This is a genomic window from Pseudomonas panipatensis (genome assembly GCF_900099785.1).
GTDB classification, from domain to species: Bacteria; Pseudomonadota; Gammaproteobacteria; order Pseudomonadales; family Pseudomonadaceae; genus Pseudomonas; species Pseudomonas panipatensis.
Map to the genome: position 1 here is coordinate 158,452 of NZ_FNDS01000009.1, position 16,707 is coordinate 175,158.

General features: G+C 64.6%; 15 protein-coding genes and 1 tRNA gene. 10 read left to right on the forward strand and 6 right to left on the reverse strand.

Annotated features, from left to right (window positions below):
* Window positions 1-114: 114 nt before the first annotated feature.
* On the reverse strand, window positions 115-741 hold the full coding sequence (gene maiA / locus BLQ74_RS20735) for a maleylacetoacetate isomerase (protein WP_090265825.1): 627 nt from the start codon (window positions 739-741) through the stop codon (window positions 115-117).
* Window positions 742-1,201: 460 nt separating this feature from the next.
* Here maiA and pcaQ point away from each other — a divergent pair, with 460 nt between their 5' ends.
* From pcaQ to pcaC, 5 genes are all read left to right on the forward strand, one after another.
* Window positions 1,202-2,131, forward strand: a complete 930-nt coding sequence (gene pcaQ, locus BLQ74_RS20745) for a pca operon transcription factor PcaQ (RefSeq protein ID WP_090265829.1) — start codon at window positions 1,202-1,204, stop codon at window positions 2,129-2,131.
* Between the two features lie 119 nt (window positions 2,132-2,250).
* Complete coding sequence (pcaH, locus tag BLQ74_RS20750) at window positions 2,251-2,970, forward strand: protocatechuate 3,4-dioxygenase subunit beta (RefSeq protein ID WP_090265833.1); 720 nt, start codon at window positions 2,251-2,253, stop codon at window positions 2,968-2,970.
* An 11-nt stretch (window positions 2,971-2,981) separates the two neighbouring features.
* Window positions 2,982-3,587, forward strand: coding sequence for a protocatechuate 3,4-dioxygenase subunit alpha (gene pcaG / locus BLQ74_RS20755; protein WP_090265835.1), 606 nt, complete (start codon window positions 2,982-2,984; stop codon window positions 3,585-3,587).
* A gap of 118 nt (window positions 3,588-3,705) precedes the next feature.
* Window positions 3,706-5,064: a 3-carboxy-cis,cis-muconate cycloisomerase gene (locus BLQ74_RS20760; protein WP_090265837.1), complete on the forward strand. Its 1,359-nt coding sequence runs from the start codon at window positions 3,706-3,708 to the stop codon at window positions 5,062-5,064.
* Window positions 5,065-5,128: 64 nt separating this feature from the next.
* Complete coding sequence (pcaC, locus tag BLQ74_RS20765) at window positions 5,129-5,524, forward strand: 4-carboxymuconolactone decarboxylase (protein ID WP_090265839.1); 396 nt, start codon at window positions 5,129-5,131, stop codon at window positions 5,522-5,524.
* A 103-nt stretch (window positions 5,525-5,627) separates the two neighbouring features.
* Here the strand turns inward: pcaC and BLQ74_RS20770 are convergent, their stop codons facing one another.
* Window positions 5,628-7,037: a DUF2252 domain-containing protein gene (locus tag BLQ74_RS20770; RefSeq protein ID WP_090265841.1), complete on the reverse strand. Its 1,410-nt coding sequence runs from the start codon at window positions 7,035-7,037 to the stop codon at window positions 5,628-5,630.
* Window positions 7,038-7,217: 180 nt separating this feature from the next.
* Here BLQ74_RS20770 and BLQ74_RS20775 point away from each other — a divergent pair, with 180 nt between their 5' ends.
* Together BLQ74_RS20775 and BLQ74_RS20780 are read left to right on the forward strand one after the other, a co-directional pair.
* Entirely contained in the window at window positions 7,218-8,351 is a 1,134-nt protein-coding gene (locus tag BLQ74_RS20775; protein ID WP_090265844.1) for a DUF1615 domain-containing protein, read from the forward strand.
* Window positions 8,352-8,442: 91 nt separating this feature from the next.
* Entirely contained in the window at window positions 8,443-8,862 is a 420-nt protein-coding gene (locus BLQ74_RS20780; protein WP_090265846.1) for an MAPEG family protein, read from the forward strand.
* Window positions 8,863-8,914: 52 nt separating this feature from the next.
* On the opposite strand, the gene BLQ74_RS20785 is transcribed toward BLQ74_RS20780, so the two are convergent.
* A complete protein-coding gene (locus BLQ74_RS20785) occupies window positions 8,915-9,889 on the reverse strand; it encodes a GGDEF domain-containing protein (RefSeq protein ID WP_090265849.1) in 975 nt (324 codons plus the stop codon).
* Between the two features lie 204 nt (window positions 9,890-10,093).
* On the opposite strand from BLQ74_RS20785, the gene BLQ74_RS20790 reads away from it, so the two are divergent.
* The gene (locus BLQ74_RS20790) at window positions 10,094-10,498 is read left to right on the forward strand and encodes a hypothetical protein (RefSeq protein WP_090265851.1); all 405 of its coding nucleotides are present in this window, start codon (window positions 10,094-10,096) and stop codon (window positions 10,496-10,498) included.
* A 63-nt stretch (window positions 10,499-10,561) separates the two neighbouring features.
* Here the strand turns inward: BLQ74_RS20790 and BLQ74_RS20795 are convergent, their stop codons facing one another.
* The 3 genes from BLQ74_RS20795 to BLQ74_RS20805 form a co-directional block, all read right to left on the reverse strand.
* Complete coding sequence (locus BLQ74_RS20795) at window positions 10,562-11,374, reverse strand: gamma-glutamyl-gamma-aminobutyrate hydrolase family protein (protein WP_090265853.1); 813 nt, start codon at window positions 11,372-11,374, stop codon at window positions 10,562-10,564.
* Window positions 11,375-11,928: 554 nt separating this feature from the next.
* The gene (locus tag BLQ74_RS20800) at window positions 11,929-13,029 is read right to left on the reverse strand and encodes a polyamine ABC transporter substrate-binding protein (RefSeq protein WP_090265856.1); all 1,101 of its coding nucleotides are present in this window, start codon (window positions 13,027-13,029) and stop codon (window positions 11,929-11,931) included.
* Window positions 13,030-13,254: 225 nt separating this feature from the next.
* Window positions 13,255-13,824, reverse strand: a complete 570-nt coding sequence (locus tag BLQ74_RS20805) for a COG3904 family protein (protein ID WP_090265858.1) — start codon at window positions 13,822-13,824, stop codon at window positions 13,255-13,257.
* Between the two features lie 197 nt (window positions 13,825-14,021).
* On the opposite strand from BLQ74_RS20805, the gene BLQ74_RS20810 reads away from it, so the two are divergent.
* Together BLQ74_RS20810 and BLQ74_RS20815 are read left to right on the forward strand one after the other, a co-directional pair.
* Window positions 14,022-14,095: transfer RNA gene (locus tag BLQ74_RS20810), tRNA-Gly, on the forward strand.
* 101 nt (window positions 14,096-14,196) lie between these two features.
* Window positions 14,197-16,599: a site-specific integrase gene (locus BLQ74_RS20815; RefSeq protein WP_090265860.1), complete on the forward strand. Its 2,403-nt coding sequence runs from the start codon at window positions 14,197-14,199 to the stop codon at window positions 16,597-16,599.
* Window positions 16,600-16,707 lie beyond the last annotated feature (108 nt).

A 16,707-nucleotide genomic window follows, 5' to 3' on the forward strand; every position in this document is an offset into this window, starting at 1 on the left:
GGAAATCAGCGGCGGACGCGGCGCGGCGGGGCGCAGGAGACGCCGCGCACGCTGCGGGCGAGGTGGTCGCCGATGGTGACTTTGAAACCGAGGCTGTGCATGACGCTGCGCTCCTCAGGCCGGCTTGTCGGCCTGGGCGTCGGGATGAGCCTGGCGGAAGGCGGGATGCTCCAGGGCCAGGCGTTCTACCCTGAGTATGCGCGGGAAGGCCGAAAGGTCCACCGTGAAACGGCGGGCGGCGTAGAGCTGCGGCAGCAGGTAGACGTCGGCCAGGCCCGGCGCACCGAAGCAGAAACCCTGGTCGCCGATCAGCGCTTCGACGGCCGTCAGACCCTCGCCGATCCAGTGGCCGATCCAGGCGTTGACGCCATCCTCATCGACGCCGAGCTGGCGCAGGCGGTTGAGCACCGAGACGTTGTGCAACGGGTGGATATCGCAGCCGATCAGCGCGGCGACGCCGCGCTGCCGCGCGCGCGCCAGCGGCTCGGCGGGCAGCAGCGGCGGTTGCGGGTAGCGTTCTTCCAGGTATTCGATGATGGCGGGCGACTGGATCAGCAGTTCGCCTTCGTCGCTGCGCAGCGTCGGCACCCGGCCTTGCGGGTTGAGCGCGCGGTAGGCGGGCTGGTTCTGCTCGCCCTGCAGCAGGTTTACCGGCAACTGCTGGACGTCCAGGCCTTTCAGCGCCAGGGCGATGCGCACCCGGTAGGAGGAAGTGGAACGGTAGTAGGTGTAGAGGTCCATGAACCGTCGCTCGCAGGCTGCGCGCCCGTCGTGGCGGGCGCTGTTGTTGTCGTAATCTTTTTACACTCTGCGTAATTTTTTTCGGGACGGCAAGCCCCGCGCACGTATTCGGTGCCGCGCCGTTGTGATTGGCGCCTGTATTTCTTGTGGATGGAATCGGCCGTTGAAGGCAATATCCGTCAGATTATCTGGCCTTTTCGCGGATACCTGGGGCGGGCATATAGATGCAGAACAGTGCGCAGAACCCGCTTCCGGGGTTCCAGCTGTATGGCGAAACCTTCGCCTGGCCGTCCCCAGGCCAGCTCCACCGCGAGCCGGCTGCGACGTGCGCCGCGATGAGCGGAAGATCCGCCGGCTCCGGCAGGTCGGCCTGGCGCAATGGCTCGCCCTGCATTGGCGAGCGTGCCTGTATCGGGCGGGAGGGCAGCGGGCAGTCGTCCAGGGCCTTCCGGGGTAATCGATGAACATCGACTCGCGTATCAAGTTCCGCCACCTGCTGTGTTTCCTCGAAGTCGCCAACCAGGGCAGCCTGGCGCGCGCCGCCGACAAGCTGGCGGTGAGCCAGCCAGCGATCTCCAAGACCCTCAAGGAACTGGAGGAGCTGCTCGGCGCCAGCCTCTTCGAGCGCGGCAAGGGTGGCGCCGCGCTGACCGAGGCCGGGCTTGCCTTCCTGCGCTACGCCGGGCCCTGCGTGCAGGCCCTGCGCGACGGGGTGAACAGCCTGCGGGTCGGTGAGTACGCCGCCAGCAGCGCGCGCCTGGGCGTGCTGTCCACCGTCGAGGGCGCGCTGCTGCCGGAAGTGGTGCGGCGCCTGCACCAACGCCATTCGGCGCTGGTCCTCAGCGTGGTCACCGGGCCCAGCGCGCACCTGTTGTCGCAACTGCGGGTCGGCGAGTTGGACCTGGTGGTCGGGCGCATGACCGACAGCCCGCAGATCCAGGGCCTGACCTTCGAGCACCTGTACAACGAACCGCTGACCCTGGTGGTGCGCCCCGGCCATCCGTTGCTCGGCCGTCCGCTCGATGCCGACGAGCTGGAGCGCTACCCGCTGGTGCTGCCGAGCGCCGGCACCACCATCCGCAAACTCGCCGACAGCCTGTTCGTCCAGCACGGCCTGCGACAGTCGCGGCTGCGCCTGGAAACCCTGTCGCTGACCCTCAGCCGGCGCTATGTCGATAGCAGCGAGGCGGTCTGGATGGCGCCGATGGATGCCGTTCGCGCCGACCTGCGCAAGGGCCTGCTGGCCGAGCTGGCGCCGCAACTGCTGGAGGCCGGCGGCTCGGTGGGCATCTGCAGCAACGCGTCGCTGCCGTTATCGCTGGGGGCGCACTGGTGCCAGGAAGTGCTGCGCGAGGTGGGGCAGGAGTATCGCCAGGGGATTTATCCATAACCATTAGGTTATGGATGTGACGCGTCTTTTCAATGTTCATGGCGGCCAAGGTGCCGGAAACTGTAGGTCAGCTGCCTGATCTACCCAGGCTCCTATAACTTCAACAAGAGGAGACCGCCATGTCCAACGCGGACAACAGCCGTTTCGTCATTCGTGACCGCAACTGGCACCCCAAAGCCTTGACCCCCGACTACAAGACCTCCGTCCCGCGCTCTCCGCGCCAGGCGCTGGTGAGCATTCCGCAATCGATCTCGGAAGCCAGCGGTCCGGACTTCTCGCACCTGAAGTTCGGCGAGCACGACAACGATCTGCTGCTCAACTTCAACAACGGCGGTCTGCCGATCGGCGAGCGCATCATCGTCGCCGGTCGTGTCATGGACCAGTACGGCAAGCCGATCCCGCACACCCTGGTGGAAATGTGGCAAGCCAACGCCGGCGGCCGCTACCGGCACAAGAACGACCGCTACCTGGCCCCGCTGGACCCGAACTTCGGCGGTGTCGGCCGTGCCCTCACCGATGCCGACGGCAACTACATGTTCCGCACCATCAAGCCCGGCCCCTACCCGTGGCGCAACGGCCCGAACGACTGGCGCCCGGCGCACATCCACTTCTCCATCAGCGGTCCGTCGATCTCCACCCGCCTGATCACCCAGTTGTACTTCGAGGGCGACCCGCTCATTCCGATGTGCCCGATCGTCAAGTCGATCGCCAACCCGGACGCGGTACAGACGCTGATCGCCAAGCTCGACATGAGCATGGCCAATCCGATGGATTGCCTGGCCTACCGCTTCGACATCGTCCTGCGCGGTCAGCGCAAGACCCATTTCGAGAACAAGTGAGGAGTTTCGTCATGCCTGTTCAACTGCTTCCCGAAACCCCCTCGCAGACCGCCGGTCCCTACGTTCACATCGGCCTGGCCCTGGCCGCCGCCGGTAACCCGCCGCGTCCCCAGGAAATCTGGAACGAGATGGCCAAGCCGGGCGCTCCGGGCGAGCACATCCTGCTCCTCGGCAACGTCTACGACGGCAACGGCCACCTGGTGCGCGACTCCTTCCTGGAGTTCTGGCAGGCCAACCACGAGGGCGTCTATGACAGCGCCTTCGACCTGGAAAAGCCGTTCAACAGCTTCGGCCGCACCGCCACCACCTTCGATGCCGGCGAGTGGACCTTGAAGACCGTCAAGCCGGGCGTGGTGAAGAACGCCGCCGGCGTGCCCATGGCGCCGCACATCAACGTGTCGCTGTTCGCCCGTGGCATCAACATCCACCTGCAGACGCGTCTGTACTTCGAAGACGAAGCCGAGGCCAACGCCAAGGACCCGGTGCTCAACCTGATCGAGCAGGCGCCGCGCCGCGAGACGCTGGTGGCGCGCCGTTGCGAAGTGAACGGGCAACTGGCCTACCGCTTCGACATCCGCATCCAGGGCGAAGGGGAGACGGTGTTCTTCGACTTCTGATCCAGGCGTGATTCCCGGAAATGGATCGATGGGCGACCGGCGCAAGCCGTGTCGCCCATTGGCGCGTCTGGGGCGCCATACTCAATGCCAACAATGACCTGACAGCCAGGAGTCTTGCGTGAACGCTCCGAGCAACCAACTTTTCGATGCCTACTTCACCCAGCCGGCAATGCGCGAGCAGTTCTGCGACCGCGCGCGGGTGCAGGGCATGCTCGATTTCGAAGCCGCGCTGGCGCGTGCCGAGGCCCGCGTCGGGGTGATCCCGACGAGCGCGGTGGCGCCCATCGAAGCGGCCTGCCGCGCCGAGTACTACGATTTCGCCGCGCTGGCCCAGGCCATCTGCAGCGCCGGCAACTCCGCGATCCCGCTGGCCAAGGCACTGGGCAAGCGGATCGCCGCGCGCGACGCCGAAGCCGAGCGCTATGTGCACCTCGGCGCCACCAGCCAGGACGCCATGGACAGCGGCTTGATCCTGCAATTGCGCGGCGCCGTGGCGTTGCTCGAAGCGGATCTGCAGCGCCTGACCGAGGCCCTGGCGCGGCAAGCCTGGAACCATATCGATACGCCCATGGCCGGACGCACCTGGCTGCAACATGCGACCCCGGTGACCCTGGGCATGAAGATCGCCGGCTGGCTCGGTGCGCTGACTCGCCACCGCCAGCGCCTGGCCGAACTCAAGCCGCGCCTGCTGGTGCTGCAGTTCGGCGGCGCCTCGGGCAGCCTCGCGGCCCTCGGCGATCAGGGCCTGGCCGTGGCCGAGGCGCTGGCCGGGGAGCTTCAGTTGCATCTGCCGGAGCAGCCCTGGCACACCCAGCGCGACCGTCTGGCCGAGTTCGCCGCCTGGCTCGGCCTGCTCGCCGGCAGCCTCGGCAAATTCGGCCGTGACCTCAGCCTGCTGATGCAGACCGAGGCCGGTGAAGTCTTCGAGCCCGCCGCGCCGGGCAAGGGCGGCTCCTCGACCATGCCGCACAAGCGCAACCCGGTCGGCGCCGCGGTGCTGATCGGTGCCGCCACGCGGGCGCCGGGGCTGGTCTCGACCATGCTCAGCGCCATGCCCCAGGAGCACGAGCGCAGCCTCGGCCTCTGGCACGCCGAGTGGGACACCCTGCCGGAACTCTGCTGCCTGGTCTCCGGCGCCTTGCAACAGGCCCTGGCGATCGTGCCCGAGCTGGAAGTGGATGCCGCGCGCATGCGCCAGAACCTCGAACTGACTCAGGGCCTGGTGCTCGCCGAGGCGGTGAGCATCGCCCTGGCCCAGCGCATCGGCCGCGACGCTGCGCACCACCTGGTCGAGCAGTGCTGCCGCCAGGCGGTGAAAGAGCGTGCGCACCTGCGCAAGGTGCTCGGCGACAACGCCGAGGTGCGCGCGCAGCTCAGCGATACCGACCTCGACCGCCTGCTCGACCCGGCCCAATACCTGGGCCAGGCCCAGCACTGGGTCGAGCGCGCCCTGGCCGAACACCAGCGCCTGGGTTGATTCCAGGCCTTCCATTGATCCGCGCCGGCGCACCGTGCCGGCGGCACAAACGAGAGAAGTCACGATGGACGAGAAACAACGTTACGAAGCTGGCATGCAGGTACGTCGCGCGGTGCTGGGCGATGCCCACGTCGACCGCAGCCTGCAGAACCGCACGGCATTCAACGAAGAGTTCCAGGAAATGATCACTCGCCATGCTTGGGGCGATATCTGGACCCGTCCCGGCCTGCCGCGCCACACCCGCAGCCTGATCACCATCGCCATGCTCATCGGCATGAACCGCGAGGGCGAACTGAAGCTGCACCTGCGCGCCGCGCGCAACAATGGGGTGAGCCGCGAAGAGATCAAGGAAGTGCTGCTGCAGAGCGCCATCTACTGCGGAATCCCCGCCGCCAACGCGACCTTCCACCTGGCCGAGGAGGTGTGGAACGAGCTGGGCGTGGAGTCGCTGGAGGGCTGAGTCCCGCCGTGCGGCCCGCGGCGGGTAACGCCGGGGTGTCTTCCGCCGCGGATTGCCTCGGCGCTGAGCGCCGCGTGCAGCGAAGCCCGTCGGGCTGGCGCGCTCAGGGCAAGCGGTCAGCGCTGAAATCCGCCTCCGAGCGGGCCTGCAACTGACCCTTGCGGCAGGCCCGCTGGAAGCGCTCGAAGTCACGCTCGTTCTGCGTCGCATAGGCTTTGGCGTAGAGCAGCAGGGCATCGGCCAGGGCGTCGCTCTTGCCGATGTAGCCGGCGATTTCCGTCGCCCGCCCGGAGGCCTTGGCGTGGGCACGCGCCAGGGCCTGGCCGCAGACCCGCGCATAGGCGGCGAAGACTTCGTCGTCGAAGGTTTCCACCTCTGCCGAGACCTTCATGTCACGCAGTTGCCGCACGTAGAAGTGGCGGCCATGGGAGCCGGTGGTCCAGCCGAGGAACAGGTCGCTGGCCGATTGCATCAGGCGTTGCCCTTCCACCACCCGCTGGCCCTCATGGCGGGTGCGCAGTTTGGCCTTCACGTAATCCGCCAGCACCGAGCGTCGCGCTTCCTTGAACTGCAGGAACAGCGGCTGCTCCTGATCGTCGGTGAGCAGTGCCACCAGGCAGCGGGTGCCGACACTGCCGACGCCGACCACCTTGAACACCAGGTCCTGGACCTTGAAGCGCGCCAGCAGGTCGCGGCGATCGGCATTCAGGGTGCCGCGATAGTCGCGCATGAACGCCTCGTAGAGGTCCTGCCAGTGTTCCAGGCGCGCCCAGTCATCGTCCTTGTCGAGCAGGCTGGTGCTGGCATGCAGGTGGAAGATTTCCGGCAGGTCGTCGCGGATCAGCAGGCGGCCCTGCTTGTCGCGTTCGCTGATCTTCGGCAGCAGCCCGGCATGGGTGCGCCGCGAAGCCTTGTCGATGGCTTTCTGCACATGCTGGCGCAGGCTGGCGTTACCTTTCACCCGCTCCAGCGCCACTTCGTAGTCGATGCGCCCGTACCAGAGTTCGAGGGCGCCCTGCTCGGCGCACTCGGCCATGGTGTTGCGGTAGGCAGCGACCGTCTCGCGGCAGACGTTCTCTTCGACGGTCTCGCCGTGGCGCAGGTCGCGGGCAGCGATCAGGAAGCTCGCCACCAGGCGCTTGAGGTCCCACTCCCAGGGGCCGGGGTGGGTCTCGTCGAAGTCGTTGACGTTGAACAGCAGGTTGCGCTCGGGCGAGGCGAAGCCGCCGAAGTTCATCAGGTGGCAGTCGCCGCAGATCGGCAGGTTCAGGCCCATGCTCGCCGTGCTGGCCAGGTCGTAGGCCTGCAACAGCGCGTTGCCGCGATAGAAGGCGTAGGGCGAGACCAGCATACGTCCGTAGCGCAACGGCACCAGCGACTGCACGCGCCCGGCGCTGGAGGCCTCGATCAGCGGCAGCGGATCGCGGCCGATGCGTCCGGGGTCGGAGTGCGTGCTGCGCGGGCAGTCGATGCGAGCGGACTTGCCCCGCCGACGAAGTTCCTGGATGTCCATGGCTGGTCTCTTCGCGGGGGAGATCATTCGAGCTTAGAGGCTGCGCGGACGCCTGCAAGGCGGGGCGAGGTCGGCGGACGGCTTCGGGGGCGGCATGAAAAGCCACCGAGCGCAGGTAGTATCCGTAGGATGAGCCAGGCGTCCTCGCCGTCCTCTTTGCGCCACGAGACCTGCGAATCCATGAAACCGCTCGTTCTGTCATCGCCTTTTCCCGCTTCCTCGGCTGCGCGCCTGCTGGGGCTCTCGCTGCTGTTGCTGGTACTTGTCGGCTGTGGCTCGCAGGCCAGGCGCCCGGCCCCCGAGGCGACCCCGGCGCAGGTGCGTGGCACGCTGCTCCGGCTGCTGCCGGACAGCCTCGCCGACCGCCAGGGCTGGGCCGCCGACATCCAGGCTGCCTTTGCCGCGCAGAAGCTGGCGCCGACCCGTGAGAATCTCTGTTCGGTGCTGGCGGTCGCCGAGCAGGAGTCCAACTTCCAGGCCGACCCGCAGGTGCCCGGCCTGGGACGCATTGCCCGTGGCGAAATGCAGCGACGCGCCGAGCGCCTGCATGTTCCCGGCTTCGTCCTGGACGCCGCGCTGGCGCTGAAGTCACCCGGCGGCAAGAGTTACAGCCAGCGTCTCGACGCGGTGCACAGCGAGCGTGAGCTGAGCGCCATCTTCGATGACTTCATCGGCATGGTGCCGCTCGGTGAGCAACTCTTCGGGCGTTTCAACCCGGTGCACACCGGCGGCCCCATGCAGGTCAGCGTGGCCTTCGCCGAAGCGCACGCGCAGGGCTATCCCTACCCGATCCTGGGCAGCATCCGTCATGAAGTCTTCAGTCGTCGCGGCGGCCTGTATTTCGGCATCGCCCACTTGCTCGGCTACCCGGTGGCCTACGACAAACCGCTGTACCGCTTCGCCGACTACAACGCCGGCTGGTACGCCAGCCGCAATGCCGCCTTCCAGCGCGCCCTGAGTCTGGCCTCGGGGAAACCCCTGGCGCTGGATGGCGACCTGATCCGTTACGACAGCGGCGGCGCCGGCGCCACCGAACTCGCGGTACGCAGCCTGGGCAAGCGCCTGGACATGAGCGACAGCGACATTCGTCGTGCCCTGGAGCAGGGCGAACAGCCTGGGTTCGGCGACACCCGGCTGTACAGCCGGGTCTTCGCCCTGGCCGAAAAGGCCGAAGGCAGGCCGCTGGCCCGCGCGATATTGCCGGGCATCACCCTGAAGAGCCCGAAGATCACCCGCCAACTGACCACCGCCTGGTTCTCCCAGCGGGTCGATGAGCGTTACCAGCGTTGTCTGGAGCGGGCAGGGAAGGGCTGAGCGAGAAGCGATGCAGGACTGGAGCCCTTGCCGTGGATTCTCTAAAGTCGCGCCGTTTCTACCCACACAATGACAACAAGGAGTGTTCCCCATGTCCCTCAGCGCCAGCGCTGTCACTTTGCTCGGGTTGGTCGCCTGGAGCCTGTTGCTGCTTTTCATCATGGTCAATCAACGGGGGCTGCTGGTGCTCGGTGGACGCATGAAGGTCAATGCCTTCAGCGCCGACGGCAGCAATACGCCCAGTGCGTTCGGCCAGCGCTTGGTCCGTGCCCATGCCAATAGCGTGGAGAATCTACCGCTGTACGCCGCCGCGCTGCTCTACGCCATGGTCAGCGGGCAGACCCAGCTCACCGACCCGCTGGCGCCGCTGCTGCTGGGCGCGCGCCTGTTCCAGTCGCTGATGCACCTGATCAGCACCTCGGCGTTGTTCGTCTGGCTGCGCTTCGCCGGCTTCCTGGTGCAGATGCTGATTCTCGCCTGGTGGCTGCTGCGCCTGGCTGGGCTGGCCTGAGAACGGCAATGGCGCTCGCGGCGGCCCTGGCGCGGGCCGTCGGTGTCGTGAATCAGTCAGCGACGGCTCTCGCGCCGTCCGCTGGCTGGCCTTGCCAGTGGGCCGCCTCCAGGCGATTGCGGCCGTTCTGTTTGGCCTGGTAGAGCAGCCGGTCCACGGCCTCGATGAAGGGCAGCGGTGTGTCATCCAGGGTCGGGATCAGGCTTCCGACGCCGAGACTGATGGTCAGCAGCGTGGCGACGGCGGATTTCTCGTGGGGGATGCATTGCTCGCGCACCCGCCGGCGGCAGCGTTCGGCGACCTGTACGGCGGCCTCCAGATCGGTTTCCGGGAGGATCAGAACGAACTCTTCGCCACCAAAGCGGGCGACGAAGTCCCGTGGCCGGCTCAGCGCGCCTTGCAGGATCTGGCCGACGCTCTTCAGGCAGTCGTCGCCCTGGATGTGCCCGTAGTGGTCGTTGTATTGCTTGAAACAGTCGATATCCAGCAGCACCAGCGACAACGGCTGGCCACTGCGCTGGGCGCTGGCCCATTCGCTGGCCAGAACGCGGTCGAACATGCGCCGGTTGGCGACGCCGGTAAGGCCATCCTTGTAGGAGTACTCTTCGAGTTGTTTCTGCAGGCTCAGCAGTTGCTCCTCGGTCTTCTTCCGTTCGCTGATATCGAACATGAAGCCGACCAGCGCTTCCACCTCACCCTCGGCGTTGCGCAGCACATGCACCACATCGCGAATCCAGACGTACTCGCCGCTCGCGGTCAGCGCCCGGTAGTCGGCCTCGTGGTCGGTGCCGGCCTGGGATTGAGAGACGCAGAAAGCCACCACGGCATCGCGGTCCTCCGGGTGCATGCGCTGCGCCCAGTCCTCCACGCTGATCCAACTGGATGGACTCCAGCCCAGCAGCTTCTCGATCTGCGGGCCGATATAGGCGAAGGTCATACTCTTCCAGTCGATTTTCCAGGGAATCGCTTTGGTTGATTCCAGCAACGCCTTGTAGACCTCATGGGTAGTTCCGACTTCGTCGTTCATGGCTGGCTCATGCTGAAGGGGAGGGGCTTCCGGCGTGGCGTTGATCCCTGGCAAAGGGCCTCAGGGTAGCGGCTGCGGTACGGGTATCCGCATGCCGTCTGTCAGATTTTGCGAATCTGTTTGTCGGTTGATTCCTTGCGTCGTGCAGGAATTTTTTTCCGCTCAGCGACTCCAACCCTGATCGAGTCAGGTGATGGATGAAAGATGAACCTCAAGTTGCTCCCGTTGATCGGCCTCGCCGTGTTGCTCAGTGCGTGCGGCAAGAAGGAAGCAGAAGTCTGTGCCAGCAAGGATGTGCGCAATCAATTGGTCAAGGTCTTCACCGACGGCCCCCTGGCGGGCCGCGCATCGCTGCTGGCGGACAGTGAACTGAAGGACGCGGTCATCCTCAGCAAGGACCCGGACAGCGGCGTGCTCGAATGCGTCGCCACCCTGAGTGTGCCGGTCGGCAAACAGGTGGTGGAAGGCCCCCTGCAATACCACATCGCGCCGGCGGCCAAGTCCGAACACGATTACCTGCTGCTCTACACCAAGGGTGAGCGCACCGTGGCCCTGGCCAATCGCATCCAGCGGGTGTTCCCCAGCGCTGACGCAGCGCCGGCGCAGTGATCGCTCGCCCTCGCCAATAAAAAAGCCCGGCCATGAGCCGGGCTTTTTTCATCGATACGTCGCTTAGGCGGCGTTATCGAACGGGCGCCCCTTTTTTCTCAGGACCTGCTGGCGACAGGCTTCGCCGAAGGCCTCGAAAATTTTCACCGAGTCGGGGTTCTTCGCCGCCTGCCATTCCGGGTGCCATTGCACCGCGAAGAGGAAGGGCGACAGGCTCGGTGCATGGATCGCCTCGACCAGGCCGTCCTCGGCATGGGCGATGGCTTCGATGCCCTTGCCGAGGGTCTTCAGGCCCTGGCCGTGCAGCGAGTTGACGCGGATTTCATCGCTCTGCAGGAGCTTGTGCAGCCAGCTGTTGGGTACCGGGCGTACGCCGTGGACCGCGCTGTATTGCACATCGACCGGGTCTTCCGTGTTCTCCCGATGGTCGTTGAAACCGGGTTCGGCATAGACCTTCTGGTACATGTCGCCGCCGAGTGCCACGTTGATTTCCTGCATGCCGCGGCAGATGCCGAAAATCGGCAGTCCGCGGGCGATGGCGGCCTTGATCAGGGGGATATCGAACAGGTCGCGATCCTTGTCCTGGGCCTTGCCGGGGGTCTCGTTTTCCTGGCCATACAGCGCCGGGTCGATATTGCTGCCGGCGCCGGTGAGGTACACGCCGTCGGCCATATCCAGGTACTGCTCGAGGTCTTCGGTGCCGCAGCAGGTCGGCATCAGCACCGGCACGCATTCGGCCAGTTCGACCAGCGGCACGATGTATTTGTGGGTCATCACCTGATAGTCGTGTCCTTTGCGCTCTTGGGCGCCCATGGACATCAGCACGACGGGTTTGCGGAGTTTCTGATTCTTATTGCCAATGTTGCTGTTGGACATATGTCACCTTGAGACAGGCGCAGCCTGTCGTTGTTGTGCAGGCGCGTCTGTCGGCAGGCGCTACCTGGGGTTCCGAGCACTGCCGCGAGGGGTGAAAAGGCACCCTTACACGGTCGAAACCTGGCTACCAGCCTGCCAGAGCCGTTAAATATGTCAAACGAATTTGCGTGCGAGCGTCAAAAATAATGGCCGATTATTAATGAAGATAAATATTTAACTAATTGATTTTTATGGATTTTTGTCTTGTTAAAAAATAAAAGAGTCCATTATTTTTGACGAAGACTGTTCGTGATCATGAAAGGATGGGCATGAGGGCGCGGGTTCGCTCGCCGCTAGCGAGGCAGAGCGGTCGGTGCTGGATGGAGGCAAAAGGCTGGAGCGTCTTGCGGAGGATTGGGCGGCGCGGAAGGGCGCGTATGCGGGCAGCCGATAAACCTCACCGCCCTTAGTCGGGGCGGTGGGGAAAGGGCGCTCAGGCGCTGGCGTGGTCGCCAATGGTGCGCACTGAGCGAATACGCACCGTCCTGGTGCTTTGTCGATCCTGGTGACCTGCCTTACTTGCCAGTCTTGATGGTGGTCCAGCTGCGGGTCATCAGACGCTGGGTGTCGGCTGGCAGGCCTGGGAAGGCGTACAGCTTTTTCATGACCTCGTCGCTCGGGTAGATACCCGGGTCCTTGCGGATTTCTTCCTTCACCAGCGGCGTGGCGGCGGCGTTGCCGTTCGGGTAGGAGATGGCATTGCTGATCTCGGCGATCACTTCAGGCTTGAGCAGGAAGTTGAGCCACAGCAGAGCGCCTTCCGGGTTCTCGGCGTCCTTCGGGATGGCTACGGTATCGAAGAAGGCGCCGGCGCCTTCCTTCGGAATGTTGTAGGCCACTTTCACGTTGTTCTTCGCTTCCACCGCACGGGCCTTGGCCTGGTACACGTCGCCCGAGTAACCGATGGCTACGCAGATGTTGCCGTTGGCCAGGTCGGAGATGTACTTCGAGGAGTGGAAGTAGGTGACGTAGGGGCGGATCTTCAGGAACAGATCGGTGGCTGCCTTGATCTGCTTGGGATCGTGAGTGTCAGGCTTGTAGCCCAGGTAATGCAGGGCCGCCGGGAGCATTTCGGTCGGCGAATCGAGGAAGCTCACGCCGCACTGCTTCAGCTTCTCGATGTTCTCCGGCTTGAACACCAGGTCCCAGGAATCCACCGGCGCGTTGTCGCCGAGCACGGCCTTGACCTTGTCCGGGTTGTAGCCGATGCCAATGGTGCCCCACATATAGGGAATCGCGTACTTGTTGCCCGGGTCGCTGACTTCCAGGGTCTTCATCAGGTCCGGGTTGAGGTTCTTCCAGTTGGTCAGCTTGGACTTGTCCAGCGGCTGGTAGACGCCGGCCTTGATCTGCTTGGCGAGGAAGTTGTTCGACGGCACGACCACGTCATAGCCCGACTTGCCGGCCAGCAGCTTGGCTTCCAGCACTTCGTTGCTGTCGTAGACGTCATAGACGACCTTGATGCCGGTTTCCTTGGTGAACTCATCGACGGTGGTCGGCGCGATGTAGTCCGACCAGTTGTACACGTGAAGCACTTTATTGTCCGCCTGCGCCATACCAGCCACAGCGCTCGCCAGAGTTGCAGCGAGCAGGGTCTTGCCGAAGGTCTTGAACATGCGGGTAGCTCCGATTTTTATGCATGCGGGGATGTTGGGTATTCCGCACGGTTCAACAGCAAGAACCATTCCCGATGCTGGCCGTCGGCCATGCGATAGGTGGTCGACCGAGCTGGGCCGGGCGCGGTAGCCCTGACAAGGGGGAGCGCACGCGAGGGGCGGTGGAGTCGGAACTCAGAAGGCAGACACGGATTGTTACAGGTAGTACCGATGTGCCGAATTGCGTCAATCGAGACGGTAACGGGTCAGCTCCGCCGCCGAGAGTACATGCATCCGTCCCGGCTCGATGCGCGCCATGTCTTCCAGCAGGCTGGGCGCTATGTCCATCTCGCGGAAGTAAGCCTCGGGGCTGTACCGGCTGCCGCCCGCGGCGTCGGCCAGCGAGGAGTCGCCATTGGGGAAATAGGGACGGTGCAGGCCGACGTAACCGCGCACCTGCCGGGTGCGCCCAGCGGCTAGCAGATAGACGCAAGTGCCCTGGCACACACCGTTGCTCGGCACCCAGGCATCGAAGCCGGCCTCGCGCAGCAGGCGGCCCATCTTGATCGCCTCCGCCAAGCTGCCACCGATGGAGTCGAGCAGGGCGACCTTGCTGGCGAACTTGCCGGGGTTCTTCTTCAACCCCTCCAGCAGCAACTGGTAGTCACCCGGAGCGATATCCTCGGTCACGCGCACCGCCAGGGTCTGCCCGAGGGTCTTGTTCTGCACCGCCTGCACCTCGACCCTGGCGTGCGCCATGGCGGAAAACAGCAGGGCAATGCCGAGGAGGCACGCGCGAACGGTGGCGGTGGTCATCTGAATCAGTCGTCCTTTACCAGTGTCTGTTTGAAGCGGCCGACGATACCTGCAGACGCGGCATTTGGCACGAGCCACGACGCACCGGCTGCCCTGCGCTGGCAGGGACTTCCGCGAACGCTTCGCTCCCGGGCAAAGGCCGAACCCCGGACAAGGCTTCACTAAGCCCGTGCCTTCTGGTAAAAAGGCACCCCCAAGCGGGCGTCGTATAATGGCATTACCTGAGCTTCCCAAGCTCATGACGAGGGTTCGATTCCCTTCGCCCGCTCCATATCCTCTGTTGAAACCGCTCTAGCATGCGGGTTTCAGCGCGATTATGGTGGGGGTTCTGATTAGGTCGGTCACGAAATCAACCATTTCGAGGACTGCCCCATGTCACAGCGTACCATCAGAACCCCGCACATGATCTTCAGCCGCGAGCGCGGCTTCCTCTACGTCCGCAGCCTGCCCAAGGCCCTCCTCACGGACGATCGCCTGCCCAAACAGGTGCGTTGGCCGCTCGGTCAGAACCATGAAATCGCCCGCGATGTCGCGCGCCAACTCAACGACGCCTTCGACGATTTGCTGCAGCTGATCACGGAGCGTCGCCTGGGTGCCGACTACCTGCTGCAGTCGCTGGGCCAGCTGTACCTGCAACACCAGCGGGTGATGCAGGACATGCGGCTGCCACTGGGCAGCTTGATCACCCCCAACGAACTGGCGAAAGGTGCCCTGGAGCTCGGCTACGAGCGCCTGGCCGACCAGGAGGCGGTGTCCACGGTGCTGTATGCGGACGCGCAGGGTGACTACGTCTTCGTGCTGCTCGATCGGGGCTATGCCGAGCGCCTGGAGATGCTGCCGTTTGAGCGCTACGACGTACCCCTGGGTACCCGCGATCTCGATACGGCGCGCTGGAAGGCCGCGTATCTGTTGGAGGCGCTGGAACAGCTGAAACGCTGGACGCGCGACGGCTACTTGCATGTGCTGCACCCGCTGCTCACCCGTACTCTGGCGTGGGAGCAATTCGTCCGCTGCGTCGGCAAGCCGCGTGAAGAGTCGCTACTGGAGCAGCGCCTGCCGACCACCCTGACTCAGCTGGAGGCGCTGCCGGGCTTGAAGTACCTGGCTTCGCCGCAGTCCGAACTGTTCCGTATTCACCAAGGGAGCGCCGGGGGCTATTTGCTGCGCATCGACTTCCACAGGATGGGAGTCGCACACTTGACGCCCGTGGGCGTCCTCGACCTGGAACTGCAGACGACAGACTGGATCCTCGCCAATCTGCTGTTTGCCGTTATTGCGCCGGATTTGCTCAGTTTCCTCACGGCCATCATCGCTCAGGAAGACATCGATCCGGCGGCGCTGCTGAAGCTGCTCGATCAGATTCATCAGCTCCTGGATGACTACCTCAAAGGGCTCCCCAAGGCCAACGGCTTGCCGGAGCTGCCGCCGCCGAGCGCACCGCAGGCGACACTGCCGGCACAGACGCAGTCCGTTCTGCAGGCCCTCTCGGGGCTGCTGCCCGAGACCCAGGCCATCGCCTTGAACCGCGCGCTGGTGCAGTCGGGGGCCTTTGCTCCACCGGCTGCTGGCGGCCTGCGTTATGCCGCGCTGGTGGAACGGTTCAAAACGCACCATGAGGTGAGTCGGACGTGGACCAACGCGGATACCCGCATCCAGAACCTGGCGCGCCTCGATGCATTGGTCGAGATCGTGGGCCCTGGCGTGGCGATCGAGCAGATCACCCGCGCGGACGTGGTCCGCGTGCGTGATGCGCTGCGCTTGTACCCCAGAGGGCGCAACAAGACCCCCAGCCTGCGGCAGAAACCCCTGGCACAGATCATGGTCGAGGGCGGCTACGAACCCATTCACCCCCGCACGCTGAAGCGCTATTTCGCGATGCTTAAGGCGACCCTCGACTTCGCCGTCGATCAGGGTTTTCTCGAGCAAAGTCCCGCACAGTCGGTGCAGTACAAGGCGCAGGCGGCCGGGCGCAGCAATCGCAGCTACACCCGTGAGCAACTGCGACTGCTGCTCAGCGGGCCGGTGTACACCTTGGAGGCCCCGCCTCGCTGGCGCCTGCACGACTACAAATTCTGGCTGCCGTTGCTGGGGGCTTTTCAGGGGGCGCGTCTCAACGAACTCTGCCAACTGCGCGTGGGCGATGTGCGTCAGGAGGCAGGAATCTGGTACCTGTCGTTGAACACCGAACAAGCGGGAAAACGCCTGAAAAACTCCAGCAGCGAGCGGGACGTGCCGCTTCATCGGCAGGTGCTGGGCGCCGGCTTCCTGGCGTTTGTCGAGCAGCGTCGCCAAGCGGTGGGCGGCGATCGCCAGGCCATGCTGTTCGATGGACTGCCCCCCGTCCGCAATAAGCTGCCCGGCGCCACCGCGAGCAAGTGGTTTTTGGGCAACGGCACCAACTATGGCGGCTACGTGCAGGCGTGCGGATTAGCAGAGCAGGGCAGGACCTTCCATGGTTTGCGCCACAGTTTCATTGCGCAGTTCCGTGCACAGAAACTCGATATCCAGATCGCCAAATCGCTCGTCGGCCATACCGATCATTCGGTGACCGGGCAATACGGTCGGGGTTATCCGTTGGAGGTTCTCCAGGAGGAATTGGATCGCCTGGATCACGGTGTGTCGCTCGAGCATATTCATTATCGACACTACCTGGCATTGCAGGAGCAGCAGGCGCCAACTCAAGGGGGCCCTACTTCTACGGTACGGCGTCCTGTGACGAAAACGCAGAAACGCAACTGGCGGCGGTTTATTCCCCTGAATGCGGCCGCTCGTTGATGTTAAGAGGCCCCGATGGGGCCTCTTTTCTTTTGCGACTAGTTACACCGATTAGATATAGGCGTTGAATTGTCGCGCGGGCAATTTTGATGGCAGGGAAGACGGGGC